Source organism: Mesorhizobium sp. C120A (assembly GCF_030323105.1).
Lineage (GTDB): Bacteria > Pseudomonadota > Alphaproteobacteria > Rhizobiales > Rhizobiaceae > Mesorhizobium.
Genome location: NZ_CP100476.1, coordinates 3674004 through 3697999, shown reverse-complemented (window position 1 = coordinate 3697999; position 23996 = coordinate 3674004). Strand labels below are relative to the sequence as shown.

General features: G+C 61.1%; 26 protein-coding genes. 10 read left to right on the top strand and 16 right to left on the bottom strand.

Annotated features, from left to right (window positions below; translation table 11 throughout):
- The first annotated feature begins 134 nt into the window (after positions 1 to 134).
- The 3 genes from NL532_RS17880 to NL532_RS17870 all read left to right on the top strand — a co-directional run bounded on the left by NL532_RS17880 (position 135) and on the right by NL532_RS17870 (position 2412).
- Positions 135 to 404 (top strand): PepSY domain-containing protein, encoded by a 270-nt coding sequence (locus tag NL532_RS17880; RefSeq protein WP_245270427.1) that lies wholly within the window; start codon positions 135 to 137, stop codon positions 402 to 404.
- Entirely contained in the window at positions 404 to 1069 is a 666-nt protein-coding gene (locus NL532_RS17875; RefSeq protein WP_023830187.1) for a response regulator transcription factor, read from the top strand. The genes NL532_RS17880 and NL532_RS17875 overlap by 1 nt, the downstream gene beginning before the upstream one ends.
- A gap of 80 nt (positions 1070 to 1149) precedes the next feature.
- Positions 1150 to 2412, top strand: a complete 1263-nt coding sequence (locus NL532_RS17870) for a sensor histidine kinase (RefSeq protein ID WP_245270429.1) — start codon at positions 1150 to 1152, stop codon at positions 2410 to 2412.
- 7 nt (positions 2413 to 2419) lie between these two features.
- Here the strand turns inward: NL532_RS17870 and NL532_RS17865 are convergent, their stop codons facing one another.
- The 3 genes from NL532_RS17865 to NL532_RS17855 are packed head-to-tail and all read right to left on the bottom strand — an operon-like array spanning position 2420 to position 5443.
- Positions 2420 to 3931, bottom strand: coding sequence for an RnfABCDGE type electron transport complex subunit D (locus tag NL532_RS17865; RefSeq protein ID WP_023830189.1), 1512 nt, complete (start codon positions 3929 to 3931; stop codon positions 2420 to 2422).
- Positions 3928 to 4650: an FAD:protein FMN transferase gene (locus NL532_RS17860; protein ID WP_023830190.1), complete on the bottom strand. Its 723-nt coding sequence runs from the start codon at positions 4648 to 4650 to the stop codon at positions 3928 to 3930. Before NL532_RS17860 ends, NL532_RS17865 begins: the two co-directional genes overlap by 4 nt.
- Positions 4651 to 4675: 25 nt before the next feature.
- Complete coding sequence (locus tag NL532_RS17855) at positions 4676 to 5443, bottom strand: FMN-binding protein (protein ID WP_245270431.1); 768 nt, start codon at positions 5441 to 5443, stop codon at positions 4676 to 4678.
- 164 nt (positions 5444 to 5607) lie between these two features.
- On the opposite strand from NL532_RS17855, the gene NL532_RS17850 reads away from it, so the two are divergent.
- From NL532_RS17850 to NL532_RS17840, 3 genes are all read left to right on the top strand, one after another.
- The gene (locus NL532_RS17850) at positions 5608 to 6177 is read left to right on the top strand and encodes a cytochrome b (protein WP_245270432.1); all 570 of its coding nucleotides are present in this window, start codon (positions 5608 to 5610) and stop codon (positions 6175 to 6177) included.
- Between the two features lie 4 nt (positions 6178 to 6181).
- Positions 6182 to 6877: a VIT1/CCC1 transporter family protein gene (locus NL532_RS17845; RefSeq protein ID WP_023830194.1), complete on the top strand. Its 696-nt coding sequence runs from the start codon at positions 6182 to 6184 to the stop codon at positions 6875 to 6877.
- 170 nt (positions 6878 to 7047) lie between these two features.
- Entirely contained in the window at positions 7048 to 7263 is a 216-nt protein-coding gene (locus tag NL532_RS17840) for a DUF1858 domain-containing protein (RefSeq protein ID WP_023835436.1), read from the top strand.
- A 3-nt stretch (positions 7264 to 7266) separates the two neighbouring features.
- On the opposite strand, the gene NL532_RS17835 is transcribed toward NL532_RS17840, so the two are convergent.
- A complete protein-coding gene (locus NL532_RS17835) occupies positions 7267 to 7968 on the bottom strand; it encodes a Crp/Fnr family transcriptional regulator (protein WP_023830196.1) in 702 nt (233 codons plus the stop codon).
- Between the two features lie 139 nt (positions 7969 to 8107).
- On the opposite strand from NL532_RS17835, the gene NL532_RS17830 reads away from it, so the two are divergent.
- Both NL532_RS17830 and NL532_RS17825 read left to right on the top strand, forming a co-directional pair.
- Positions 8108 to 8545, top strand: a complete 438-nt coding sequence (locus NL532_RS17830; protein ID WP_023830197.1) for a pseudoazurin — start codon at positions 8108 to 8110, stop codon at positions 8543 to 8545.
- Positions 8546 to 8646: 101 nt separating this feature from the next.
- A complete protein-coding gene (locus NL532_RS17825) occupies positions 8647 to 9822 on the top strand; it encodes an NnrS family protein (RefSeq protein WP_023830198.1) in 1176 nt (391 codons plus the stop codon).
- Positions 9823 to 9871: 49 nt separating this feature from the next.
- Here NL532_RS17825 and NL532_RS17820 read toward each other — a convergent pair whose 3' ends face one another.
- The 11 genes from NL532_RS17820 to ccoN form a co-directional block, all read right to left on the bottom strand.
- A complete protein-coding gene (locus NL532_RS17820; RefSeq protein WP_023689269.1) occupies positions 9872 to 10741 on the bottom strand; it encodes an SUMF1/EgtB/PvdO family nonheme iron enzyme in 870 nt (289 codons plus the stop codon).
- Between the two features lie 52 nt (positions 10742 to 10793).
- Positions 10794 to 11900, bottom strand: a complete 1107-nt coding sequence (gene nirK / locus NL532_RS17815; protein WP_023689268.1) for a copper-containing nitrite reductase — start codon at positions 11898 to 11900, stop codon at positions 10794 to 10796.
- 328 nt (positions 11901 to 12228) lie between these two features.
- On the bottom strand, positions 12229 to 12927 hold the full coding sequence (locus NL532_RS17810; protein WP_023689267.1) for a CBS domain-containing protein: 699 nt from the start codon (positions 12925 to 12927) through the stop codon (positions 12229 to 12231).
- Positions 12928 to 12993: 66 nt separating this feature from the next.
- Positions 12994 to 13164 carry a cbb3-type cytochrome oxidase assembly protein CcoS gene (gene ccoS, locus NL532_RS17805; protein WP_023835431.1) on the bottom strand — a complete coding sequence of 57 codons (171 nt, stop codon included), beginning with the start codon at positions 13162 to 13164 and terminating at the stop codon, positions 12994 to 12996.
- Positions 13161 to 15449 carry a heavy metal translocating P-type ATPase gene (locus NL532_RS17800; RefSeq protein ID WP_286487395.1) on the bottom strand — a complete coding sequence of 763 codons (2289 nt, stop codon included), beginning with the start codon at positions 15447 to 15449 and terminating at the stop codon, positions 13161 to 13163. The genes ccoS and NL532_RS17800 overlap by 4 nt, the downstream gene beginning before the upstream one ends.
- Positions 15446 to 15943: a FixH family protein gene (locus tag NL532_RS17795; RefSeq protein ID WP_023685548.1), complete on the bottom strand. Its 498-nt coding sequence runs from the start codon at positions 15941 to 15943 to the stop codon at positions 15446 to 15448. The genes NL532_RS17800 and NL532_RS17795 overlap by 4 nt, the downstream gene beginning before the upstream one ends.
- Positions 15940 to 17487 (bottom strand): cytochrome c oxidase accessory protein CcoG, encoded by a 1548-nt coding sequence (gene ccoG / locus NL532_RS17790; protein ID WP_502882006.1) that lies wholly within the window; start codon positions 17485 to 17487, stop codon positions 15940 to 15942. The genes NL532_RS17795 and ccoG overlap by 4 nt, the downstream gene beginning before the upstream one ends.
- A gap of 229 nt (positions 17488 to 17716) precedes the next feature.
- Positions 17717 to 18580: a cytochrome-c oxidase, cbb3-type subunit III gene (ccoP, locus tag NL532_RS17785; RefSeq protein ID WP_031239774.1), complete on the bottom strand. Its 864-nt coding sequence runs from the start codon at positions 18578 to 18580 to the stop codon at positions 17717 to 17719.
- Positions 18581 to 18582: 2 nt separating this feature from the next.
- On the bottom strand, positions 18583 to 18732 hold the full coding sequence (locus NL532_RS17780) for a CcoQ/FixQ family Cbb3-type cytochrome c oxidase assembly chaperone (protein WP_023830262.1): 150 nt from the start codon (positions 18730 to 18732) through the stop codon (positions 18583 to 18585).
- A 12-nt stretch (positions 18733 to 18744) separates the two neighbouring features.
- Positions 18745 to 19476, bottom strand: a complete 732-nt coding sequence (gene ccoO, locus NL532_RS17775; protein ID WP_023835581.1) for a cytochrome-c oxidase, cbb3-type subunit II — start codon at positions 19474 to 19476, stop codon at positions 18745 to 18747.
- A gap of 11 nt (positions 19477 to 19487) precedes the next feature.
- Positions 19488 to 21098 (bottom strand): cytochrome-c oxidase, cbb3-type subunit I, encoded by a 1611-nt coding sequence (gene ccoN / locus NL532_RS17770; RefSeq protein ID WP_286456209.1) that lies wholly within the window; start codon positions 21096 to 21098, stop codon positions 19488 to 19490.
- A gap of 252 nt (positions 21099 to 21350) precedes the next feature.
- Between ccoN and NL532_RS17765 the strand changes: the two genes are divergently transcribed.
- On the top strand, positions 21351 to 21764 hold the full coding sequence (locus NL532_RS17765; RefSeq protein ID WP_023686750.1) for a hemerythrin domain-containing protein: 414 nt from the start codon (positions 21351 to 21353) through the stop codon (positions 21762 to 21764).
- On the opposite strand, the gene NL532_RS17760 is transcribed toward NL532_RS17765, so the two are convergent.
- The gene (locus tag NL532_RS17760) at positions 21761 to 22489 is read right to left on the bottom strand and encodes a Crp/Fnr family transcriptional regulator (RefSeq protein WP_023686751.1); all 729 of its coding nucleotides are present in this window, start codon (positions 22487 to 22489) and stop codon (positions 21761 to 21763) included. The genes NL532_RS17765 and NL532_RS17760 overlap by 4 nt on opposite strands.
- A 156-nt stretch (positions 22490 to 22645) precedes the next feature.
- Between NL532_RS17760 and hemN the strand changes: the two genes are divergently transcribed.
- Positions 22646 to 23995 (top strand): oxygen-independent coproporphyrinogen III oxidase, encoded by a 1350-nt coding sequence (gene hemN / locus NL532_RS17755; RefSeq protein WP_023806442.1) that lies wholly within the window; start codon positions 22646 to 22648, stop codon positions 23993 to 23995.
- Position 23996: the final 1 nt, after the last annotated feature.

The window sequence follows — 23996 nt, the reverse complement described above, 5'->3', positions numbered from 1 at the left end:
TATGGACCCTTCGCTTGCTGCGGGCTGAGGATGATTGACAGCAAATTGAAAGCTTGAACGTGCGACATGCCTTGCCGATGAAAAGCCGGTTGAAGCGTTTGGCGGTGCTGGGTCTCGCTGGATTTGTCCTGGCCATGCCTCTCGCTGCTCGCGCCGATGAGGACGATGACGGCGACCATGACCGGGCGCGCGATTTGTACGAGCACGGCGAAATCAAAGGCCTTGCCGATATACTGGACATTGTCCGCGCCAAAGCTCCCGGCGATGTCGTGGCGGTCGATCTCATCCGCAAGGCCAACAAATGGGTCTACCGGTTCCAGGTCGTCGGTGCCGATGGCCGGCGAAGGACCGTCGACGTCGACGCCGGTGCCGGTGTCATCATGCGCGATGGTGAGGGTGACTGATGAAGATCCTCCTGGCCGAGGACGAGCCCCGTATCGCTGCCGATATCGCGACCGCCCTCAAGGCATCCGGAATGGCCGTCGATATCGTAAAGGATGGTGAAGCTGCCTGGTTCGCAGGCGATGTCGAGAATTATGACGCCGCGATTCTGGATCTCGGATTGCCCAAGCTCGATGGTCTTACGGTCTTGAAGCGCTGGCGGGCCAATGAGCGCAGGTTTCCGGTTCTCATCCTGACCGCCAGAGGCATGTGGACCGAACGCGTCGACGGCATCAATTCCGGTGCTGACGATTATCTTCCCAAGCCCTTTGAAATGGAAGAACTGCTTGCTCGGTTGCGGGCGATCCTGCGTCGCTCGGCGGGGCAGGCGGCACCCGTGTTGAGGTCCGGGCCGTTGCTCTTGGATACGCGCCAGATGCGGATATCGCTGCGCGGTATTCCCGTTTCCCTGTCGCCGCTGGAGTACCGGCTCGTGGCGTTTCTGATGCATCATGCAGGACGGGTGGTGGCGCCGACCGAACTGGCTGAGCATCTTTACGATTCAGGCAACGACCGCGATCCGAACGCGATTGAGGTCATTGTAGCGCGATTGCGACGGAAGCTCGGCAGCGATGTCATCGAGACAAGGCGAGGGTTCGGGTATCTGATGCCCGACGATGCCGCCTGATGGGTAACTCGATCCGCTTCCGGCTGTGGTTGGCGGCAACCATCTCGATTCTTGTCGCACTGGGCATCGCCGGCGCCGGCTTGCGCTATCTGTTCGAATTGCACGTCGAGCGGCGCGTGGTGGGCGAACTGACAGTCGACCTCAACGAGTTGATCGGCGCGACCACCTTCACAAGCGATGGCCGCCTTGTCGTGACGCCGGTGCTGACCGATCCCCGGTTTGCCAATCCACTGTCCGGTTACTACTGGCAGGTGGAGGACATCGCCACCGGCAGCCTCGAGCGTTCGCGATCTTTGTGGGACGCCAAGCTGCTCCTGCCTGCCCGGAGCGCAAGTGGTGGGCTGCGAACGGTGGAGGAGTTCATGGGCCCGGGCGGAGAACTCAGTATCGCGGTCGAGCGTACGGTCATCGATGCCGGAGGTCGATCCTTTCGTGCCATCGTGGCGGAGGATCATCGAACCGTTGAGACGTCTGTAAGCGAATATGTTCGTGATCTCGCTCCGGCTCTCCTGATGCTCGCTGCAGTTCTCATGGCCGCGTTTTTCATCCAGATCACCATTGGCCTTGCACCGCTGGAGACCTTGCGGGCCGCCGTCGGGAGCGTGATTGCGCAGCGATCAGCGCGGCTCGATGTGGTGGCACCAAGCGAGGTGCAGCCGCTCGCTGAAGAAATCAATCGTCTTCTCGATGCGCAGGAGAAGGCTCTGGCGCGAGCCCGCTCGCGCGCCACCGATCTTGCGCATGGCCTCAAGACGCCGTTGCAAGTTCTGTCGGCAGACATCCGTGCCTTGCGCAAGAAAGGCGAGACGGATCTGGCCGACGAGATCGAGAAGAGCGCTGCAGCGATCCGGCGCCATGTCGAGCGGGAGCTCGCGCGTGCCCGCCTCGCGCCCGGGGTCTCAGGCAAGGCCTCATGCCGCGTATCGGAGGTCGCGGCTGGCGTCATCGCAGTCGTCAGACGTACGCCGAGTGGCAAGCTGCTTACCTTCAGGATGGACATCGCAGAGGACCTGACAGCACCGATCGACGAGGGTGATCTGTCCGAGATCCTCGGCAATCTGGTCGAGAACGCCGCACGCTACGCAAAGTCGTCGATCCGTGTCGACGCATCCACCACCTCGGGCGAGGTGATCGTCGCTGTCGCCGATGATGGCCCAGGTATACCGGATGCCGATCGCGAATCCGCCTTGTCGCGTGGCGTCCAGCTCGACAGCAAGGGCGGCAGCAGCGGCTTAGGCCTGGCCATCGTTTCCGACATCGTCGAAGCTTATGGCGGACGCCTTGCCATGGCCAACGCCGATCCGGGTCTGGTCGTGACCATTTCCTTGCCGCGACACAGTTGAGCCTGCTTCAGGCAAAACCCGGGAAGTAGTCGACCTTTATCTTCGAGCGGCGAATGCCCATGGCCAGCAGCTTCTGACGCAGCGCCTTGACCATCGCCTGCGGGCCGGAAATGTAGAAAGTGCGCTCGAGATAGTCGGGTACGGCCAGACGTATCAGGCGCTCGTCAATGTAGCCGGGATACTGCCCGCGCTCGGCACCGCGCGCCACGGCGTGGACCGTCTTGATACCAAGTTCCTGCCTGGCCGCGCCAAGCACGTCGCGATATGCGATGTCCTGCTGTCCCTGCGTTCCGTAGAGGATGACGATCGGTCGCCGCTCTTTGCGATCGAGCAGATATTGCAGCATTGAGCGGAACGGGGTGATGCCGATGCCTCCGGCCAGGAACGCGATCTTGGTTTCACGCCGGGCGGGCAGCGTGAAGCTGCCGGCCAGTTGCGCGGCGTGGATCGTGCCGCCGGGCTTCATGTTCATCAGTTCGCGCTTGAAGGCGCTTGATTGCGGATAGAACTTGACGCCGAGGCGGACCGTTCCCTCCGTCGGCGCCGAGGCGACCGTGAAATAACGGCGGTTGCCGCGATTGTCGGCACGATCGAGGCCAAGCGTCCATTCGAGATACTGGCCGGCCTCAAAGGCGAGCTTGCGCGGTGACCGGAAGATGAAGTCAAAGCTGTCGACAGCCGATTGTTCGATGCGTTCGAGCGTCAGCACAAACCGTCCCTTCGGGCCGGCCGCATAGGCAAACAGGTTGCCGGCGAGCAGCGCCAGTTCCGGCGTGAAATAGAACGAGCCGATATGGATGTTGGGAGCAAACAGAAAGCCGACAATCGCGGCAAAGGCAATGCGCGGCCAACGCATCGTCGGCGCCGTCAGCGGCTCGGTCAGCATCACAAAGGCAAAGAACAGCATGGGCGACGAACCCAGGGTCTCCGTAAGCGCGGTCCCGTACTGCGACGGATCGCTTGTTGCCAAAATGGTCGCCAGCGCCACGACAACAAAGGTCGACACAAGATCAAGCCGGCGCAGTTTCCGCACAATGAGCATGCCGCCGAAGAGAACAAGCGGAAGCAGCGGCAGGTTGCCGCCAACCCACCAGGTGGCCGGTTGGTCGAGCAGCAGCGCGGACAGCGCCACGCCCAGCGCAGCCGGATTGAAAAGGTGCTTTCGGCCGATGGTGAGAATGAATTTGGACGAAATCGCCCAGACGGCTGCGAATGCCACCGCCGCAATCCCCTTTATGTCAGTGACTGCTACCGGATCGAGAATGAGTGCCAGGATGAGTGCGGTGATATAGACGGACTCGTTGTTCGCCGGCACTGCAAAGACTTGCGCAAAGACCTTGTTGGTGATCCAGCAGGCGGCCAGCGCAAGCGCTGTCGTGAAGGCAAGCGCAATCGGATCATGTGGCACCAGCTTGACGAAGCCGAGCACAAACGCCGCCCCGACCAGCGCCATCAGATAGTAGAGGACCAGCCTGTACATTGTCAGGTGATCGAGGAAACGGTCGATGGTCTTGATCATGGCAGGCAAAGGGCTCCGAACCCGGTCGTCGGCGTAGCGCGGCCATTGGTGTCTATGACATAGCCCTCCATGCCAGGCGTCTGCTCGATGAAGAGAATGCCGTCCCGCCCCATGGCGAAGGCAGCGGTGGCGAAACGATCGGCTTCGAGCACATCGGCGCCGATCACGGTCAGGCTGACGATGTCTTGAATTGGACTGCCAATTGCATGCGGGTTGTAGATGTGTTGACCGCGGACATAGGTGCCGGAGGTCGCGACACCGCGGCCACGGGGATAGACGATCTTTACGATCTCCTGGCCGTTGAAGGGATTGCGGATGCCGACGCTCCAGTCCTGGCCCGAGCCATTCCTGCCGCCGGACTGGACGTCGCCTCCCGCCTCGATGAAGAAATCGCTGATACCGGCTCGCTGAACGATGGCTGCCGCGTTGCGGATGGCCCAGCCCTTGACGATGCCGGAAGGATCGAGCGAACCGTCGGGCTTGCGAATGTCGAAGTAGCCGTCCGTCTCGTCTTTCGTCTGCCGTGCGAGAGCAAACACTTCGGTCATCTCGCCGCTCCACTCGACGACGGGAATGTCGCCGCGGTTGATGGCTGTGATCTCGCTGTCGGCCCGGTATGTGCTGAAGCGCAGGTCGATATGCTCGAAATAGCCGAAGGCCGTGTCGATCAGCTCCCCGTTCGACGCGCCGCCGACATCGACCGTGATGGGCATGCCCATCAAAATTCGCGTTTCGCGCATGGACCTACGACGACGCTTGCTTCAGCGCGCCGCGAAGCGACTGGATGAAAGCCCTGCTGGTCAGCGTCGCTCCCGAAATAATGTCGACATTGGCGCTCTGTGCGCTGATCGCTTCGTCGCGCAGCATGGGCAGCGCCTGCCTGTTGATGCTGACGGAGGTGCGGCGGTCGGATGGATATTTCAGCACTTTCAGCGCTGTAAGCTGCCCGCCTTGTACGAGGGCCTGAATCTGGATGATGCCGTAGTAGGCATCGGCCGTGGGGCCGGTGTAGACGCCATCGGCATAGCCCTGTGCGGCGAGCTTCATGCCCACCCGGACGACACGTGCTGGTGCTTCCGGATATGCCGGCCTCGGCTGCGCGACTGGTATGTAGACGGGCGTTACGGCGAATGAAGGCGCTGACGACGCAGTATCTGTGACAGCCGGCGTCACTGGCTGCGCCGGCGGCATTGGTAACGGTTGTGGTGCCACTGGAACCACTGTCTGCTTGACTGGATCATTTGACCGTTCGGCGGGCGCTGCTATGCCAGCCGTCGTTTCCCTGGCGACCGGGAACCTTGTTCTGAACTGGGGTGAGGGCGCCGGCAAGGTCCGAAGCACCGGCGAAGCAGCAGCGGATGCCGGCTCTGTTGGCTGCACGGAAGGCGCTTCGGCTGCGTTGGCCGGCAGCGCTTCGCCAAGCATATCGTTCGCCGGTTCCTTGCCGGCCTGATCCCAGACATAAGCGCCAGAGGCGGCGATCACGAAAAGTGACAAGGCAATCTGTTTCATCGGAATTTTGTTTCCACGTTGAATCTCGCACGGCGATCCGTCTGGCCCGCTTCGGATGCAATATCCCACGACCAAGCTGACAACTGGCTGTCAGCCGAAGTCGAGCTGCGAGGGGCCCGTGAAAGCTCAAGGGAGGCGGCAAATTGACTTGTCCTGGATCAAGGTTGTCGCATAAGCAGCGTGGTAGGAAGGTTCTCTCAAGCGAGGTACTGCCTGTGACTGTTGCCAACGAGCCGACCGGATACTCCGGAACCCAGATAGTGCTGCATTGGACTATCGCAGTGCTGATCGTCCTTCAGCTTTTAATTGGCGAGGACATCAAGCCGGCTTACCGGGCATTCTCGCGCGGCACCGAGCCGGCAGCTGACGACATCTTCAACGCGAACCTTCATGTCTATGTCGGTTTGGCCGTTCTGGTGCTGGCCATCTGGCGGTTTGCGGTCCGTCTGCGGCATGGTGTACCGGCGGCGCCGCCCGAAGAAAGCGTCTGGCTGAAACGGATTGCCGCGGCCGCCCATTTCCTGCTGTATCTTTTCATTTTCGGGATGCCGATCACTGGGGCCCTGGCATGGTTCTTCAGCTTTCGAGCGATGGGTGAGATACACGAACTCGCCAAGCCGGTGATCATCATTGTCGTCGGCCTCCATGCCGTAGCGGCGCTGTGGCAACATTTCTATGTGAAATCGGATGTGCTGGTGAGGATGCTGCGACCCGCCGGACGGCGCGCGCCGTGATGTCATGAGCCGCCTGCACAGTGAAAACCATCTTGTATCGCGCATCGGCTGGCTGCGCGCCGCCGTGCTTGGCGCCAATGACGGCATCGTGTCGACGGCCAGCTTGATCGTGGGCGTCGCGGCGGCCAATGCAGCGGCCGCCAACGTTCTGGTGGCCGGCGTCGCCGGGTTGGTCGCCGGTGCGATGTCGATGGCGGCCGGCGAATATGTCTCGGTCAGTTCGCAGTCCGATACCGAGCGAGCCGACCTCGACCGTGAGCGAGGCGAGTTGGCAACGCAGCCAGACTTCGAGCGACAGGAACTTGCAGACATCTATGTCAAGCGTGGTGTGGAGCAAACGCTCGCATTGCAGGTCGCCACCCAGTTGATGGCGAAGGATGCGCTTGGCGCCCACGCGCGCGACGAACTCGGCATTTCGGAAGTGACGACGGCGCGACCAATCCAGGCGGCGCTGGCTTCGGCGGCGGCATTTTCGGTTGGCGCGGCCATGCCGTTGTCAATGGTGTTCGTTTCACCAGCCGCGTGGCTTGCCGCAACCGTGTCTGTTGCCTCGCTCCTGTTCCTGGCGATTCTCGGGGCCATTGGAGCCAAGGCGGGCGGCGCCAAGGTGTTGAGGGCAACTGTTCGCGTCACCTTCTGGGGAGCGCTGGCCATGGCGCTGACCGCCGGCATTGGCGCCGCGGTTGGTACCGCCATCTGATCCGCTTGTCCGGCGTTGATCTCTGTCGATGACCGAACACTTGTTCCTCGCGCAAAACAGTCCTGCTCAGAGAGCGGTTCAGCGCATTTGCTGTGAAGTTGCGTAAGCGCAACGAAGGCAGTCCGAGCCGGATTTATGAAGAGGGCTTCGCAAATCGCGGAGACGTCATCATGAAACAGCGCAGTTCGATCAAACCCGATATGGTCGTCGACGAAATCATGAGGAAATGGCCGGCAACGGTCGCTGTGGTGCTGAGACACAAGATGCTCTGCGTCGGCTGTCCGATAGGCACTTTCCATACGGTGACTGAGGCATGCCGTGAACATCAAGTCGATGAGGGCGACTTTCTCGTCGAACTCGAATTGGCCATTCGAGGAGAACGATGACGATCAGTCTTTTACCCGGTTCTCGGCCAGAACCACAAGGCGATGCGCATCTTTGACCGTGACTCTCTGGCGCCCGCTGACAATTATTCCGTTCTCTTCCCATTTGCTGAGGAGCCGGCTGACGGTGTGCAGCGTCGTTCCCGTCATCTCCGCAATGTCCTGCCTCGAAATCGGGAAGTCGATCTCTATGCCACTGTCGGTCTTTCGGCCGGTCTGGTTAGCCAGTCGCAGCAGCGCATGCGCAACCCGCTGCTCCACCTGTTCCGTGGACATCTCCACCACCCGCGTCTGCGTCTCCTGCAGCCTGCTTCCAACCGTCCTGTAGGTGGCTGCCCCAAACACGGGGAAGCGTCTCGACAGATCAGGCCATAGGGCGTTGGGCCAAGCCAGTACCACGCAGTCCACCGCCGCGATTGCGCTGGCGGGATAGGTCGTCCGGCCAAGGGCTGCGGCGACGCCAAAGATCTCGCCTTCGCTGATGTACCTGGCGATGACCTGCTGTCCATCCGGCGTGGTGCGGAAGACGCGTATGTGGCCAGAGATCAACACGAAGAACGAATGGGCCTCGGTTTCCTGCTCGAAGATCGCGGAGTCCTTGGCATAGCGTGACGATCTCGCGCTTTGGAGAAGCTCGCTCTGCTCGTCAGGGGTCAGTCCCTGGAAGAGCGGCAGCTTCGATATCAGCGATCGATCCAGCAGAACCAAGCGGATTTCCCCACGCCCCAGCGTTCAGGTCAGACCTTTCTTATCCCGAGTTTGCGCCAGCGCAAATTGTCTCGGGCCGCATCAAGCTAAATGGCATGGAACGGCGCAACGCCGCGAAGACGAAACAAAGGACAAATCGATGAAACTCACCATCCTCGCTGCCGCAATCTCCCTCTTGGCGCTCGCAAGCGGCGCAAGCGCTGAAGAGCATGTGGTGCAAATGCTCAACAAGGGCGAAAAAGGCGCAATGGTTTTCCAGCCGGCCTTCGTCCAGGCGGCACCCGGCGAAACCGTCAAGTTCGTGCCGACCGACAAGACACACGACGCCGAGTCGATCAAGGGCATGCTTCCGGATGGCGCTGAGCCTTTCAAGGGCAAGCCCAGCGAGGAAATTACCGTCACGGTGACAAAGGAGGGCGTCTACGGCGTCAAATGCGCGCCCCACTACGGCATGGGGATGGTCGCACTGATCGTTGTCGGCAAGCCGGTCAATCTCGATTCCGCCAAGGCGGTCAAGCATCCTGGGAAGGCAAAAACGGTGTTCGCCGACCTGTTCACCCAGGTTCCTGCGAACTGACAGCAATCGATACAGGCATGCCTGCCGCAAAAAGGGCGGGCACGGGCCGGACGGACCGAGGGCGGCGGTTCATCCGGCCCTGTTCATTTGAGGATACAGTCATGGGGATTCCACGCCTGCAGGCCTACGCCGGGCCTGCATTTCTTTCCTACGGGTTCAGGCCCTTCTTTCTCCTCGGGTCGCTGTATGCTGCGCTCTCCATTCTGCTTTGGCTGCCGATGTATGCCGGCGAACTCGATGCCCACAGTGCGTTCGTTCCCGTCGACTGGCACATTCACGAGATGCTGTTCGGCTATCTGCCGGCGATCGTTACCGGGTTCCTGCTGACAGCCATCCCGAACTGGACCGGCCGGCTGCCCGTGCAAGGCCTGCCCCTGCTGGCGTTGGTGGTCCTGTGGCTTGCCGGCCGTGCCGCTGTCTTCGTCTCGGCGGATATCGGCTGGGTAGCGGCAGCCGTGATCGACGGTTCATTTCTGCTTGCTGTCGCAGCCGCTGCGGCACGCGAAATCATCGCAGGGCGGAACTGGCGCAATCTCAAGGTGCTGCTGCCGCTCGCCGTCCTGGCGTGCGCCAACGGTGCGTTCCATATCGAGGCCCACCTTCAAGGCACATCTGACATCAGTCGCAGGCTCGGCATGGCTGCGGCGATCATGTTCATCTCGCTGATCGGGGGGCGCATCATTCCAAGCTTCACCCGCAACTGGCTCGTCCGCGAAAATCCTGGGCGGCTGCCTGCGCCGTTCGATCGTTTTGACGTCGCCTCGATAGCCATCTCAGCCATTGCGCTGGCTGCTTGGACGCTCGCTCCCGACCACGAAGTGTCGGCAACGCTCGTGGCCGTCGCGGCAGTCTGCCAGACATGGCGTCTGTCGCGTTGGGCTGGCGAACGCACGTTGCGGGATCCGCTGGTGCTGGTTCTGCATCTTGCCTACGCCTTCGTGCCGATCGGTCTTGCCCTGGTATCGGCGTCGATCTTCTTTCCCGATGCCGTGCCGGCGGCGGCAGGACTTCACGCGCTCGGGACTGGCGCGGTGGGCTCAATGACGCTTGCCGTGATGACCCGCGCGACGCTCGGGCACACCGGGCGAGAGCTCAAGGCTGGGAAAGGCGCCTCGTTCATCTTCGTGACCGTCCTTTTGGCGGGATCATTGAGAATCCTGGCCGCCTTTGTGCCCTATGGCGTGGTGATCGACATGGCCGGCACCGCATGGGTGGCGGCATTCGCAAGCTTCATCCTGATCTACGGAACCGCGTTGATGACGCCAAAGGCACAGTGAGGCGACGGGAGTGCAGGCGAAACACGATGGAGCGGACGCTGCTGTTTTTTCAGGCAATGCCGAGGTAGCCGAGGAAACGGTTCGCCCATCCTCGATGGTCCCGGACCAGCCTGAATCCAAGATTGTCGGGAGGTGTGCCAACGGCGCAGCCACCGCTTTTCCCGTCGCCGACGAAGTTCGACATGTACGCCCTGTGAAGCCCTTCAAGGACGTGGACGCCGCAATTGTCGACCGAACTCACGACATCGGTCCCGTCCGCAGCCAACGTGGTGCGGACATAGCAGGTCGAAGTCCACTCCCAGACGTTGCCGGAAAAGTCGGCGAGGCCTAAGGAATTCACACCAAAGGAGCCACGGCTCCTGGGCAAGGGGTCCGGTTTGCGATTGAGGTCCACCTCGGCCTTGTAGCTGGTGAGCCAACGCCTGGCGGGATTGTTGGTATCGTTTTCGACACCCTCAAATTCCCCTGCAAACCGCTCGGCCGCGGCAAACGCCCACTCCTCATCGGATGGCAGCCGCCAGTCGTCGCCTATCGCCTTCGAATACCATTGGGCGTAGGCATTGGCGTCGAGATAGCTCACTCCGGTAGCGGGAGCATCGGGCGCGATCGCGTGCGTCTCCTGTGCCGGCTGACAGCCGCCAGCCGCCACACAGCTCGCATAGTCTGACGCGCTGACCTGATAGGTCATGATTTCGATAGGTTTATTGAACTGTCGGCTGAGCCGCGGATTTGCTTGCGGGCGCCCATTCCTCAGGAACTCGCCCGGCAGGGGATATGTGATCGAACCGGGGACCAGGGTAACTGTCGTGGCGGCAGGGTAGGACTGTCGATGTCCGTTCCGGCCGATGGCAGACAAGCCCATCGGAACCGATGCAGCCGCCATGGCGACCGAGACAACCTTGACGATGAGAGGTGACATGGCTTTTGTCCATGCCCGGACAGCGACGCTGTCCGGGCAAATTGGAGTGCCGTCAGTTGGTGGCGATGGGTTTAGGCGCCTCGACCTGCGTCATCAGGTCGTCATCCCATTCGCCCTCCACCATGAAGTGAGCGGTCGCCCCGAGTTCCACAGCTTCGATCAGATTGTGGTTGACGTAAGCGTAGACACCGGGCTGCAGGAACGTATAGAGCGCCGAGCCTGCCGAGCCGCCGCGGATGAACCAGGTTTCCAGATCCTTGGCCGGCGGATTGGCGAATTTTCCTTGTTCCCAGACATAGTCACCGTGTCCACCGATGAGATGTGGCCGCGTATCGCGGTTGGCCTGCGAATGGACGATCAACACGGTCTCGCCGACCTTCGCCTTCATGGCGTTGTCGCCGGTCAGCGAACCGGCCCTGCCGTTGAACACCACATGCGTCGGGATCAGCCCGCGCATGACCTTGACGATGTCGTCGTAGCCGTCGCCTGCCGATTCATAGCTCTTGTAATTGCCCTTCTCATCGCGCGGAATATAGAAGTCGCTCTCGCCGATATAGAAGATCTTGTCGTATTTGACCGGCTCGCCCTTGTCGTTCCTGAGCCCGTCGCGCGGCAGCACCATGATGGCGCCATTCATGCCGGAGACGACGTGCCACGGGATCATCGGTCCGCCGGGAGCACAGTGATAGACGAAAGTTCCCGTTCGGGTTGCCTTGAAGCGCAGCGTCACCTGTTCGCCGGGATTGATCAAGGTGAGGGCGCCGCCGCCCAGCGCACCCGTCGCTGCGTGAAAATCGATGTTGTGGGCTAGCGAGTTGGTGTCGGGATTGATGAGCGTCAGCTCGACATAATCGTCTTGGTGGACGACCATCAGCGGGCCCGGGATCGAGCCGTTATAAGTCATTGCATTGAGCTGCGTCCCGTCGGCGTCGATGACCATCGGTTTCTCCTCGATCGTGATGGTGAATTCGACGATCTTCGGACCGCCTTTGGCGATCTGGTCGTGCGGATGCACAAAAGGCGGTGCCACGAGCTTGACCTTGTCGCGGGGAAGTCCTCGAATGTCTGCTTTCGTCACCGTTGCCGACAGTGCGGGCAGTGCCGCCACGGCGGCAGCGCCAATCGCTGCTCCGAAGAGGGCTTCGCGTCGCGTGATCATATCAATCTCCTATCTCAACCGTTGCGGATGAGCAGAAGCTAACTGACCTGACGCAGCGTTTCTTTGCGCTGGCGCAAATTGGTGAGTGTTAATTGGAGCAACAAACAGCCTCGACTGCGGCAATCTTGTGCGTCAAGAATGGTCGAGCAAGTCCCGCTCGGTTTCGAGCTTGGCGATGGACGGGCGTCTTCGCTGCCGACAGCGTGCTCGCCAACCATGACGGGCGCTATACGCTGGAGGAACTCGCCGACAGCCTCATGTCTAAGTGATGTGGGAAGGGAGCAGAACCCCAAGGGACGCTGCTTGGCGTCCCCGCTTTTTTCCGCAGCTATGAAACCATCACCGAGAGCGGATCTGTACGGAGGAAGAGGCTGTCCTTGACTTGTCCGACGCCGGCAACGTTCTCCGCCGCAACGATCGCGGCTTTCCGTTGACGCTCGTCGACAATCGCCCCGGTCAGTTCGACGACGCCGTCGCTGACCCTTACATCAATCAAGTCACCGCCGCCCCACGATTGTCCCTGCAGCTCGGCAAGTACGGCCTTGCGGATCAGGTCGTCATCGGGTGGCGTGGTGCCCTGTTTCGGCATGGCGCGGATCAGGACAGGCAGCAAATCAGTTCGCGTGATGATGCCGACGACCCTGTCCCGATCGACAATCGGCACATTGTTGATGCGGTGTTGCATCATCAAGTTGACAATCTGTGCAATTGAGGCGCCTGGAGACGCCGAAATGACGGCTGTGGTCATCACCTCATGGATGATCCGTCCGTTCGAGCGCGCATAGTCTTCGGCGACTGTGCCCGGGCCAAGATCAAACTCCAGCCAGCGCGGACGCACACGCTGGGTCCCAAGTTCTTCTCGGCGCAAGAAGTCGCTTTTGCTTACAATTCCAACGAGGGCACCGTCGCTGTCGGTTACCGGGAGGCAGCTGACTTTGTTTGAAAGCATGAGCTCGGCCGCTTCGGCGATCGTCGCGTTCGCATCCGTCGTGATGACTGCTTTCGTCATGATGGCTTCGGCTAGCATCCTTACCCTCCTGATCTTACGTCGGCCGACGATGGGACATCCCGACCCGCAGCGCTTTGATCTGAGTCACTTGGAGCGAGGAGCATTCTCCGCGCCGTCGTCGCGGTCGATTAGAATGCGCTCCGCAGCGCCATCGAGATCATCGTACTGGCCGCTTCTCAACGCCCACAGGAACCCGCCCAGGCCTAGCGCGCCAAGGAAGAGGGCGACCGGGATGAGGTAGGCAAGGGTCGTCATGAGGATCGCGAGAATTCGTTGACGCCGGATCCTCTGGAGGTCCGAACCACTTTCGCCGGCGAACCTGGCATGGAACGCCGCAAACGCATTGCATTGCCAATGACAAGCAGCGATGACGCCGACATGGCAATCGCCGCTATCAATGGCGTGACGTGCCCGAGAATGGCGATCGGCACGGCGACAGCATTGTAGACGATGGCGATCGCGATGTTCTGGCGGATCAGGTTTCCCGCGTTGCGCGAAACGTCCAGCGCCAGCGGAACCGCCATGAGGCTTTCGCGCAGGAAAACGAAGTCGGCTGCATTGCGGCCAATGTCGGCGGCGGTGGCCGGTGCGATCGAGACATGGGCCGCGCTCAGCGCCGGCGTGTCATTGAGGCCATCGCCGACCATCAAGACCTTATGTCCATCGCGTCTAAGGGACTCGATGCGTTCAACCTTGCCGGATGGCAGCAGACACGGAACGAAGTCGCCGACACCCAGCATTTTCGCAACATCCTGGCAGGCATGGGCGGTATCGCCTGACAGCATTTCCACCGCTATTCCAGCGTCGTTCAATTGCTGGACGGCAGCCCTGGCGTCGGCACGCAGCGCATCCTCGAAGGCGAAGGTAGCAACAATCAGCCCATTCCTGGTCAAAACCGTTCCGCCATAGCCATGCTTGCCTTCGCCACCGGTCCGGGCTTTCCATCCCGCCCATCCGCGCCGACCCAGTCGCCAGGTGGTCCCGGCGTGGGTGGCTTCGATTCCGAACCCTGCATGCTCGCTGACGGTATCGAATGTGAGTTGCCCGCTAGAAGTGGCAAAACCGGAGATGGCCTTTGAAAACGGATGACGCGAATGTGCGGCCATGGTGGCCGCAATCATCAACATTGCCGGATCGATCGAGGCCGCGTTGACGAGCCGGGGCTGTCCGAGCGTGAGCGTGCCGGTCTTGTCGAACACAGCCGTATCGACCGTAGCCAGGCGCTCCATGGCCGACCCATCCTTGACCATGATGCCGTGGTCGAACAGGCGCCGCGCCGCGACCACCTGGACGATCGGCACGGCGAGGCCGAGCGCACATGGGCATGTGATGATCAGAACGGCAATAGCGATGGTGATCGCCCGGTGCCAGTCGCCAGTCACCGCCATCCAGCCTAGGAATGTCGCGAAGGCGGTGAGATGAACCACCGGGGCATAGAGCGCTGAAACACGATCGGCGATCCGGCGATAGTGGGCGCGACCGCCCTCCGCGGCTTCCATCAGCCGAACCATTTCTGCCAGGAACGAATCCTTCGCGGCGGCTGTGGCCTCGATCGTCAGCGGACCGGTAAGGTTGAGCACGCCGGCCTGCACGGTATCTTCTGGCGCCACGCTTCTGGGCGTGCTCTCGCCGGAGACCAGGGAGCAGTCGACGTCGGATGTCCCGCGCGCAATCCTGCCGTCGACGGGGATTCTTTCGCCGGCTGCAATAAGCAACTGCATCCCTGGTTCGATCTCGCCAACCGGCAAATAGTCGCGTGCGCCGTCGCCGCGCAACACCATGGCGCCGCGCGCGGCCAACTGCGACAGACTCTTCACCGCGGTGCGGGCGCGCTCGCGCATCACGTGATCGAGCGTGCGGCCGATCAACAGGAAGAACAGCAGCGATACCGACGCGTCGAAATAGGCGTGGTCGCCATGGGTGATCGTCTCATAGAGGCTCATGGCGTAGGCCAGCGACACGCCGACAGCGATCGGCACGTCCATATTCATGCGGCCGTGGCGCAGCGCAGTCCACGCCGACTTGAAGAAGATACCGCCGGCGAAGGCAAGGGCGGGAATGGCGATCAGCGCGGAGACCCAGTGGAACAGGTCGCGGGTGGCGCCCTCGGCGCCGGACCAGACCGACACCGAGAGCAGCATGATGTTGCCCGCCGCAAAGCCGGCAACGGCGACGGCGCGGATGAGCTCCGATAACGTCCTGTCCTTCGCATCGGTGTCGGCTTCGAACAGATGTGCCTGGTAGCCCAGGCGCCCGAGCACTGCGACCAATGGTGGAACCTCATCGCCGCGCCACTGGACCGAGACCCGCTTCGTTGAAAGGTTGACGCGGGCGGCCTGGACGTGATTGAGCTTTCCCAACGCGGTCTCGATCATCTGGATGCAGGCGCCGCAGTGAACCGTCGGTACCGACAGGTCGGTCTGATGAAGGTCATCGCCCAGCGACCGGCTCGCCAGCCTGACCTCCTGGCTTGACGGCAGGACCGAAGCGGGGCTGACCAGATCCAGCGCCATTTCAGCGCCCGGCGCGCAGCAGCTCATTTCAGCACCCCTTGGGAAATCATGACCCTGCGCACGTCGCGATAAGGTTTTGCCAGGCCGGCATCGGCGTCTATTTCGATGATCCAGACACCATCCCTTGGCACGTGTTGTGCTGCAAACTCCTGGCCAGAGACCAGGGCGAGCGTGACGGACTCATCCTCTTTCTCGTAAGCCGGATGGCGAAACAGCACCTTCACGCCATGCAGGGAAACCGGTTTGCCCGCGGCGTCGATGATGCGATAGCGGACTTCGCCCCATGCGATGGTCAACTGGCCGGTCCAGCCAAGCGCTGCCTGCGCACGGCCTTCCTCGGCCTTCTTGTTGAATTGCTGGCTCGCCACATAGGTATTTTCGACGACAAGGCCGGTCCAGCTTGTGTTGGCAAGCGTCGCCATCGTGAGATTGACCGCGATGACCACGCCGAAAAAGGCAAGGACGGTGGCCAACATGTGCCTGCCGGTGAACTCGCGGGGTTTTCGCGTGGTGGCGTTCATCTGGCGATCTCCGGCGCATTGAAGGTGGCGGTGTATTCGTTGGACTCGAAGCTGACCTTGTCTTCGACGCGGAATGTGAAGGTCTGCGCCTGGCGATTAATCTGATCGGCGGGCAGGCGCACGAAAACCTTCAGCATCTTCAGCCGGTCGGGTTCGACCTGGACCGCAAAGGAGCGATCGGCGGGGAGGTCGACGCCAACGATGCTCATCTCCGCGCCTGGCAAACCCCCGAGGGTGACGATAATCGTTCTCGGTTCGGGGATCATGTTCAAGAGCTTGACGGTATAGCCATTGCGGATCGAGCCGTCCGAGAGCGTCACGAATTGCGGGTTGCGGTCGTGCAGGACATTGATTTCGAGCCGGTCGCGCGTCAGCAGCGAAAAGAGCAGGCCCAGCCCGATCAGCGACCACATGGCCATGTAGACATAGGTTCGTGGCCGAAAGATCTTGTGGATATGGAAATGCGCCACCCTGTGCGAAAACAGGCCGTCATCCGTCCTGACCAGTGATGGATTGACCGAGCTGGCGCCGCCGGCGGTGGCCAGGATCATGTTGGCGTTGTAGTCGGAGAGCGTCGCGTAGGAGATCAGTCCTCGCGCTTTGCCGAGCTTGTCCATGACGCCGTCACAGGCATCGATGCAGAGCGCGCAGGTGATGCATTCGAGTTGCTGACCGTCGCGTATGTCGATCCCCATCGGACAGACGGCGACACAGGCATTGCAGTCGACGCAATCGCCGACGGGATGCCCTGCGGCAAGAACCTTCTTGGCGTGACGCGTGCGCGGTTCGCCGCGCCAGTCATTGTAGGTGACGGTGAGCGAGCTCTCGTCGAGCATGGCTGCCTGGATGCGCGGCCATGGGCACATATAGGTGCAGACCTGTTCGCGCATCAGCCCGCCAAACGTGTAGGTCGTCGCCGTCAGAACCGCGACGGTGATGTAGGCGGCAGGCGCTGCCGTGCCGGTGAAGAGTTCGCCGAGCAGCGTCGGCGCATCGGCGAAATAGAAGATCCATGCGCCACCAGTCGCTGCGCCTATGACCAGCCAGGTGACGTGTTTCGATGCCCGCAGCACAAGCTTACGAGTGGTCCAAGGACCGGCATCGAGCTTGATGCGGGCGTTGCGGTCGCCCTCGATCGCGCGCTCGACGACCAGGAACAGATCGACCCATACGGTCTGTGGGCATGTGTAGCCACACCATGCACGGCCGACCGTTGACGTGATCAGGAAAAGACCGACGCCGGCCATGACCAGAAGACCGGCGACATAGTAGAATTCCTGCGGCCATATCTCGACGAAGAAGAAGTAGAAGCGCCGGTTGGCGACATCGAGCAGCACGGCCTGGTCGGGGGCAAACGGACCCCGATCCCAGCGCAGCCACGGTGTCAGATAGTAGATGCCCAGCGTGATCGCCATCACGATCCATTTGAATCGGCGAAAGCTGCCCGAGGCCCGCTTCGGGAAGATCTTCCTGCGCGCGGCATACATTGGCTGGCGCACCTTGGCGGAGTTGACCGCCTCAGCCTCGAGCCGTTCTACCTGCATATTGTCCAGCACTGGTTTCTCCCGTCGCGCAACTCGTGATTTCGCCGGGGTAAATGTCTTGGCTGGTGCAGCCAGGTCAGCGAAATGCAGCGTCGATCGGATTGTGCCGCCGACCGGATGGCGCCGCGTTGATGCAGGTCAATCGCCAGGTCCGCGCAAACAGATCGAGGCCCGGCAGAGCCGGGCCTCGTCGCTTGGACGGTGAAGGGCAGGGAATAGGGCCCCGTTCCTATTCCCCACCGCCAAGCGAATGCACGTAAACCGCAAGTTCCTTCACCCTGGTTTCGCCCAGGCGCGCGCCCCAAGCCGGCATCACGCCCTGTTTCGGTGCGGTTACCTGGGCGGCGATGGCGGCTTCGCCCGATCCGTAGAGCCAGATGGCGTCGGTCAGATCAGGAGCGCCGAGTTCCTTGTTGCCCTTTGCATTGTCGCCATGACAGGCCACGCAGTTTTCGGCAAAGACCTTGGCGCCGGGCGCCACCAACACCTGATCGCTGACGGTTTGGGACAGGCTGGCAATATAGGCGCTGACCTGTTTGATCTGATCGGCAGTGATGATGTCGCCAAAGGCCGGCATTTCGGACAGGCGCGTATCCGGATCGGTGGCGAAGCGAATGCCATGTGTAACCGTCTGCTGGATCTGGTCCGCCTTGCCGCCCCACAGCCAGTCGTCGTCGTTGAGGTTGGGGAAGCCCTTGGAGCCCTGGGCGCCGGAACCATGGCACTGCACGCAATTGAGCTTGAACGCGGCACCGCCGGCGGCGACGGCGAATTCGCGCAGCGTGTCGTCCGCCGCGATCTCCGAAACACTTTTCGCTTCTATCGCGGCGACATATTTGCCCTTGGCTGCTTCAGCCTTGGACAACTCGTTCCCGACATCGTTGCGACTGGAATAGCCGAGCACACCCTTGGTTGCCGTGTGCAGCAGAGGCCATGCCGGATAGGCGATCGTGTACCCGATCGCCCAGACTATGGTGATGTAGAACGTCCAGACCCACCAGCGCGGAAGCGGGTTGTTGAGCTCCCGGATGCCGTCCCACTCATGACCCGTGGTTGAAACACCAGAGATTTCATCGATGTGCTCGTCGCTCATGATCACTCGTCCTCAAGGGGAATCCGGGCAGCTTCGTCGGCCAGCTTGCGGCTGCCGGGGCGCAGGGCAAAGATGATTGCGCCGACAAAAAACAGCGACATGGCGACCAGACCCCAGCTGTCAGCGAACTCCCGCATCAAATTGTAATCCATGGACAAACCTCCTCAGCGGTAGCCGGCGGCTTCGTCGTAGTTCTTGAAATCGACCAACGTGCCGAGCATCTGGAGATAGGCGACCAGCGCGTCCATCTCCGTCACCTGCTGCGGGTTGCCGTCGAAGTCACCGATCTTAGCCTTGGGGTAGCGGGCCTCGAGGCCGGATGGGTCGGCGTTGGGATCAGCCTGCGCCATCAAATCGGCATTGGCGTTGGCGATCATGTCGTCGGAGTAGGGGACGCCGACGCGCCTGTTGGCGACCAGATGCGTAGAGAAGTCCTTCACCGCGATCGGCTTGTCCTTCAGGAAGGCATAGCTCGGCATGATCGATTCCGGCACCACGGACCGTGGATCTGTCAGGTGATCCACGTGCCACAGGTTGGAATAGCGGTCGCCGACGCGGGCGAGATCAGGTCCGGTGCGCTTCGATCCCCACTGGAAGGGGTGGTCGTACATCGACTCGGCCGCCAGGCTGTAGTGGCCGTAGCGCTCGACCTCGTCGCGGAACGGGCGGATCATCTGGCTGTGGCAGAGGTAGCAGCCCTCGCGGACATAGATGTTTCGACCAGCAAGTTCGAGCGGCGAGTAAGGCCGCATGCCTTCCACCTTCTCGATCGTATTATCGAGATAGAAGAGCGGTGCGATCTCGACGATACCGCCCACGGTGACCACGAGAAGCGAACCGATGAGCAGAAGCGTGGCGTTCTTCTCGATCAGCGCGTGTTTGTCCATCAAGCCCATTGTCTGGCTCCTTATTCGGCAGGCTGCAGGACGGGCAGGGCGCCCGGCATAGGTTCTTCTTCGCGCTGGTAGCCGAGGATGGTCATGGCGATGTTCCAGGCCATGAGCAGGGCGCCGGCCAGATACATGGCGCCGCCGATGGCACGCATGATGTAGTAAGGATGCATGGCTGCCACGGTTTCGGCGAAGGAGTAGACCAGGAAGCCCTGTTCGTCGTATTCGCGCCACATCAGGCCCTGCATGATGCCGGACACCCACATCACCGCGGCGTAGACGACGATGCCGAGCGTCGCCAGCCAGAAATGCCAGGTGACGAGCCTGAGCGAATAGAGGCGTTCACGGTTCCAGAGTCTCGGCACCATGAAGTAGATTGCGCCAAACGAGATCATGCCGACCCAGCCGAGTGCGCCGGAATGGACGTGGCCAATGGTCCAGTCGGTATAATGCGACAGCGAGTTGACCGTCTTGATCGACATCATCGGGCCTTCGAAGGTCGACATGCCGTAGAAGGCGATGGCTATCACCATCATGCGGATGATGGGATCGGTGCGCAGCTTGTCCCAGGCGCCCGACAGCGTCATCAGGCCGTTGATCATGCCGCCCCATGACGGCATCCACAGCATGATCGAGAACACCATGCCGAGCGTCTGCGCCCAATCGGGCAGGGCGGTGTAGTGCAGGTGATGGGGCCCGGCCCAGATGTAGAGGAAGATGATTGCCCAGAAATGGACGATCGACAGGCGGTAGGAATAGACCGGCCGGTTGGCCTGCTTGGGCACGAAATAATACATCATGCCGAGGAAGCCGGCTGTGAGGAAGAACCCGACGGCATTGTGGCCGTACCACCATTGCGTCAGGGCGTCCTGAACTCCGGAAAATGCAGAATAGCTCTTGGAGCCGAGAAAGGAGGCCGGCATCGATAGGTTGTTGATCACATGCAGCATCGCGATGGTCACGATGAAGGAAAGGTAGAACCAGTTGGCGACGTAGATGTGCGGTTCCTTGCGCTTCAGGATGGTGCCCAGAAACAGGATCAGGTAGGCGACCCAAACGATGGTCAGCCAGATGTCGACATACCATTCGGGTTCCGCATATTCGCGGCTCTCGGTGATGCCGAGCAGATAACCGGTCGCGGCCATGACGATGAAGAGCTGGTAGCCCCAGAACACGAACCAGGCGAGATCGCCACCGAACAGCCGGGCGCGGCATGTGCGTTGGACGACATAGAGAGACGTGCAAAGCAACGCGTTGCCGCCGAAGGCGAAGACGACGCCCGAGGTGTGCAGAGGCCGCAAGCGGCCGAAGTTGAACCAGGGCTGGATGTTGAGATCGGGATAGGCAAGCTGCAGCGCGATGACCACCCCGACCAGCATGCCAACCACACCCCAGAACATGGTGGCGATGGCGCCGTAGCGGATTGGACCATCCATGTAGGCGGACGGGTCGATCGGAGCGGCAGCTTCGAAACTCGTGTTGCGGAGGAGGATGGCGACAAAACCGAGCAGCACAAGAAACAGCACCCACATATGCTGCCGGAAGGGCTCGTCCACTCCGAAACCGGCGGCCACCAGGGCGGCAAAGGTAAAAAGGGCCAAAGCGAAGACTTGCGTGCCGAACTTCATGACCTGTCCCCGACTTCGGATTCCTGTGCGCGGACGTCAATCCGCCTGACACCAATCCAGCAGTCACGCGGCTGGCGCCTTGATCCATGTCAAAGCCATTTGATTTTGGATTGGGCAGCGTTGGATTTGCAAAGGATCGGGAGGCTGTCATTGAACAGGGAGAGGGAGCTGCGATCGTCGCTGTTCGAAACGAGCCGCGACAGATCGATGCCGATAGTTCGATCTGGCAGAGAAGCAGTCCCGGTTGCGCTCATGAAACGTGCGCATCTGGAAAAGCTGCAGCTCTGCGATGCCTTGGAAAAAATAGCCGACACCCTGCCCAGGGTCGATAGCCTGGCATGCCTGGCTGCGGCAAACGCGATCGTTCCGCTGTTGCGCAACATTCATCAATATGAGGAGACGGTGATCTTTCCGGCCTACGAGGCTGTTTTGACCGGCAGGGATGCCAACCTTGCTTCAACTCGTCGACTGCGCGCCGAACACGTGGAGGATGAATGCTTTGCCGGCGAAGTGACTGAAAATCTGTTAGCGATCGGCCATGGCGAGAGTGTTGAGAATGCCGAGGCTGTCGGCTTCATGCTGCGCGGCTTCTTCGAAAGTTTGCGCCGGCATATCGCCTTCGAACGCGAGCACGTCTTGCCGATGATCGGGGTCGATGGCGGTTAGGCGCCGGAGCGGCGTTCCAGCCGGCCCATGTTGTCCACCGTCACGCGCCGATTATTGTCGATCCGGATCACGCTGTCTGTTCGCAGCCTGGTCAGTTGGCGGCTGACCGTCTCGATCGTCAAGCCGAGAAAATCGGCGATAGCGGCGCGGGTCAAAGGCAGGTCGAAGGTCGTCGACTGCGCCGCCGGGTCCAGCGTGGGATCGATGTTCCTGGCGATCATCAGGAGAAAGCTCGCCACCTTTTCCGAAGCACTCTTGCGCCCGAGCGTCACCATCCAGTCGCGGGCTTCGTCGAGTTCGTTGAGCGCTTGTTTGAGCAGACGATGCTCGATTTCCGGAGATTCCTTCATCATCCGCTCGATGGCGGCCTTTGGAAACGAACACACGGAAACCGCGGTTGCGGCTTCAGCGTTGATCGCGCTTTCCACCTTGAAGGGCCTGCCCAGAAAATCGGGGGCGAACTGGAGGCCGACAATCTGCTGGCGTCCGTCCGAAAGGCTCTTGGTCAGCTTCACAACGCCGGAAAGCACGTTCGAATAGCTGTCGACGGTCTCGGCGTCGCCAATCAGTTCTGTGCCCGGTTCAACGGTATGCCTCGATGAGGTTTTGGCCAGGCTTACCAATTGGTCGGGATCGAGCGCACCGCAAACGCCGCGGTGCCGTGCCTCGCAAGACTGGCAAAGCACTGGAATGCTGGAACTGTGAACGTCTTGGCGCACGGTCATCTTCATCGTCCGAGAGATTCCATCTGTCCAGAAGGTAGCATTGGCGCACAAAAGAACCTTGCGGCAGTTTGTCCGCGGGCGGCCTTGACCGAAATCAAGGCCGCTCGCGCCCAATGTGATCAGTGTCGCGCCATGCAAAGGGGATCGGATAGCGACATGCGGCCAGAATTAGTTGCCAGGCTCGGTGAGAACGTTCCACGCTACACCAGCTATCCGACCGCGCCGCATTTCCATCCAGGCGTTGATGCTGCCGTTTGTGGTGGCTGGCTGCAAGCGCTCAACGAGGGCGACGAAATCTCGCTCTATCTGCACATCCCATACTGCGACAAGCTTTGCTGGTTTTGTGCCTGCCATACCAAGCAGACACGCCATTACGAACCGGTGACGATCTATCTCCGCTCACTGCATGCCGAGATCGCTACCGTCGCCGGTCTTGTTGCAGGCAAAGGTCGTGTGCGTGCCGTCCATTTCGGCGGTGGTTCGCCGACGATGCTCAAGCCCGAAGATATGGTGGCGCTGGGAACCGCCCTGCGCAAGGGCTTCGGCTTTCTTCCAAGCGCCACGATCAGCGTTGAAATCGAACCCAACGATATCGACGATGCCCGCCTCGATGCGCTTGCAGAAATCGGCATGACCCGTGCGAGCCTCGGCGTCCAGGATTTCGATCCGAAGGTGCAGAAGGCGATCAACCGCGAGCAGAGCTTCCTGCAGACCAAGACTGTCGTCGACGGCGTTCGTTCGCGCGGCGTCGAATCGGTCAATCTGGACCTGCTTTACGGTCTGCCGCACCAGACCAGGGAAAGCGTCGCTTCCACGGTTACGCAGGCACTGACCCTGGAACCGGATCGGATCGCACTGTTTGGCTATGCGCATGTACCGTGGTTCAAGAAACATCAGACGATGATCGACGAGGCCTGGTTGCCGGGTCCCGCGGAGCGATTTGCCCAGTCGCAACTGGCAGCACGGGCGATCGTGAACCAGGGATACGAGGCAATCGGGCTCGACCATTTCGCCAAACCGGGCGACGCGTTGGCGCTTGCGGCCAGCGCCGGGACTTTGCACCGGAACTTTCAGGGCTATACCGAGGATCGCTGCGAAACCTTGATCGGCCTTGGCCCATCGTCCGTCAGCCAATTTCGGCAAGGCTATGCACAGAACATGCCTTCGACCGCTGAATATGGGCGCATGGTCGCGGACGGCGGGCTGGCCGCGGTCCGCGGTATCGCGCTTTCCGATGACGACCGGGTTCGCGGCTGGATCATAGAGCGCCTGATGTGCGATTTCTGCTTCTCGGCGCTCGATCTGGTGGAGCGCTTTGGCGAAGCCGGCCAAAGACTTCTCGTCAAGGCGAGTTCCACAGCCCTCCGCGATCCTGCGCGATTGCTTGAGCTTGATGGCGACAGTTTCGTCGTGCCGGCGGAAAGTCGGCCCTTTGTCAGAAGCATCGCGGCAAAGTTCGACAAATATTTCGAAACCGGCAAAGCCAGGCATTCGGCGGCGGTCTGAG

Excerpts from the sequence above, each read along its gene's own strand:
- ccoG (WP_502882006.1), bottom strand. The coding sequence starts at position 17,487 with ATGCAGGTAGAACGGCTCGAGGCTGAGGCGGTCAACTCCGCCAAGGTG.
- NL532_RS17765 (WP_023686750.1), top strand. The coding sequence starts at position 21,351 with ATGAAACGTGCGCATCTGGAAAAGCTGCAGCTCTGCGATGCCTTGGAA.
- NL532_RS17780 (WP_023830262.1), bottom strand. The coding sequence starts at position 18,732 with ATGGATTACAATTTGATGCGGGAGTTCGCTGACAGCTGGGGTCTGGTC.
- NL532_RS17795 (WP_023685548.1), bottom strand. The coding sequence starts at position 15,943 with ATGAACGCCACCACGCGAAAACCCCGCGAGTTCACCGGCAGGCACATG.
- NL532_RS17825 (WP_023830198.1), top strand. The coding sequence starts at position 8,647 with ATGGGGATTCCACGCCTGCAGGCCTACGCCGGGCCTGCATTTCTTTCC.
- ccoS (WP_023835431.1), bottom strand. The coding sequence starts at position 13,164 with ATGACGACCCTTGCCTACCTCATCCCGGTCGCCCTCTTCCTTGGCGCG.
- ccoN (WP_286456209.1), bottom strand. The coding sequence starts at position 21,098 with ATGAAGTTCGGCACGCAAGTCTTCGCTTTGGCCCTTTTTACCTTTGCC.
- NL532_RS17845 (WP_023830194.1), top strand. The coding sequence starts at position 6,182 with ATGAGCCGCCTGCACAGTGAAAACCATCTTGTATCGCGCATCGGCTGG.
- NL532_RS17810 (WP_023689267.1), bottom strand. The coding sequence starts at position 12,927 with ATGCTAGCCGAAGCCATCATGACGAAAGCAGTCATCACGACGGATGCG.
- NL532_RS17860 (WP_023830190.1), bottom strand. The coding sequence starts at position 4,650 with ATGGGCATGCCCATCACGGTCGATGTCGGCGGCGCGTCGAACGGGGAG.
- NL532_RS17880 (WP_245270427.1), top strand. The coding sequence starts at position 135 with ATGCCTCTCGCTGCTCGCGCCGATGAGGACGATGACGGCGACCATGAC.
- NL532_RS17840 (WP_023835436.1), top strand. The coding sequence starts at position 7,048 with ATGAAACAGCGCAGTTCGATCAAACCCGATATGGTCGTCGACGAAATC.
- NL532_RS17800 (WP_286487395.1), bottom strand. The coding sequence starts at position 15,449 with ATGAGCTGCTGCGCGCCGGGCGCTGAAATGGCGCTGGATCTGGTCAGC.
- hemN (WP_023806442.1), top strand. The coding sequence starts at position 22,646 with ATGCGGCCAGAATTAGTTGCCAGGCTCGGTGAGAACGTTCCACGCTAC.
- NL532_RS17820 (WP_023689269.1), bottom strand. The coding sequence starts at position 10,741 with ATGTCACCTCTCATCGTCAAGGTTGTCTCGGTCGCCATGGCGGCTGCA.
- NL532_RS17855 (WP_245270431.1), bottom strand. The coding sequence starts at position 5,443 with ATGAAACAGATTGCCTTGTCACTTTTCGTGATCGCCGCCTCTGGCGCT.
- NL532_RS17875 (WP_023830187.1), top strand. The coding sequence starts at position 404 with ATGAAGATCCTCCTGGCCGAGGACGAGCCCCGTATCGCTGCCGATATC.
- NL532_RS17830 (WP_023830197.1), top strand. The coding sequence starts at position 8,108 with ATGAAACTCACCATCCTCGCTGCCGCAATCTCCCTCTTGGCGCTCGCA.
- nirK (WP_023689268.1), bottom strand. The coding sequence starts at position 11,900 with ATGATCACGCGACGCGAAGCCCTCTTCGGAGCAGCGATTGGCGCTGCC.
- ccoO (WP_023835581.1), bottom strand. The coding sequence starts at position 19,476 with ATGGGCTTGATGGACAAACACGCGCTGATCGAGAAGAACGCCACGCTT.
- ccoP (WP_031239774.1), bottom strand. The coding sequence starts at position 18,580 with ATGAGCGACGAGCACATCGATGAAATCTCTGGTGTTTCAACCACGGGT.
- NL532_RS17865 (WP_023830189.1), bottom strand. The coding sequence starts at position 3,931 with ATGATCAAGACCATCGACCGTTTCCTCGATCACCTGACAATGTACAGG.
- NL532_RS17760 (WP_023686751.1), bottom strand. The coding sequence starts at position 22,489 with ATGACCGTGCGCCAAGACGTTCACAGTTCCAGCATTCCAGTGCTTTGC.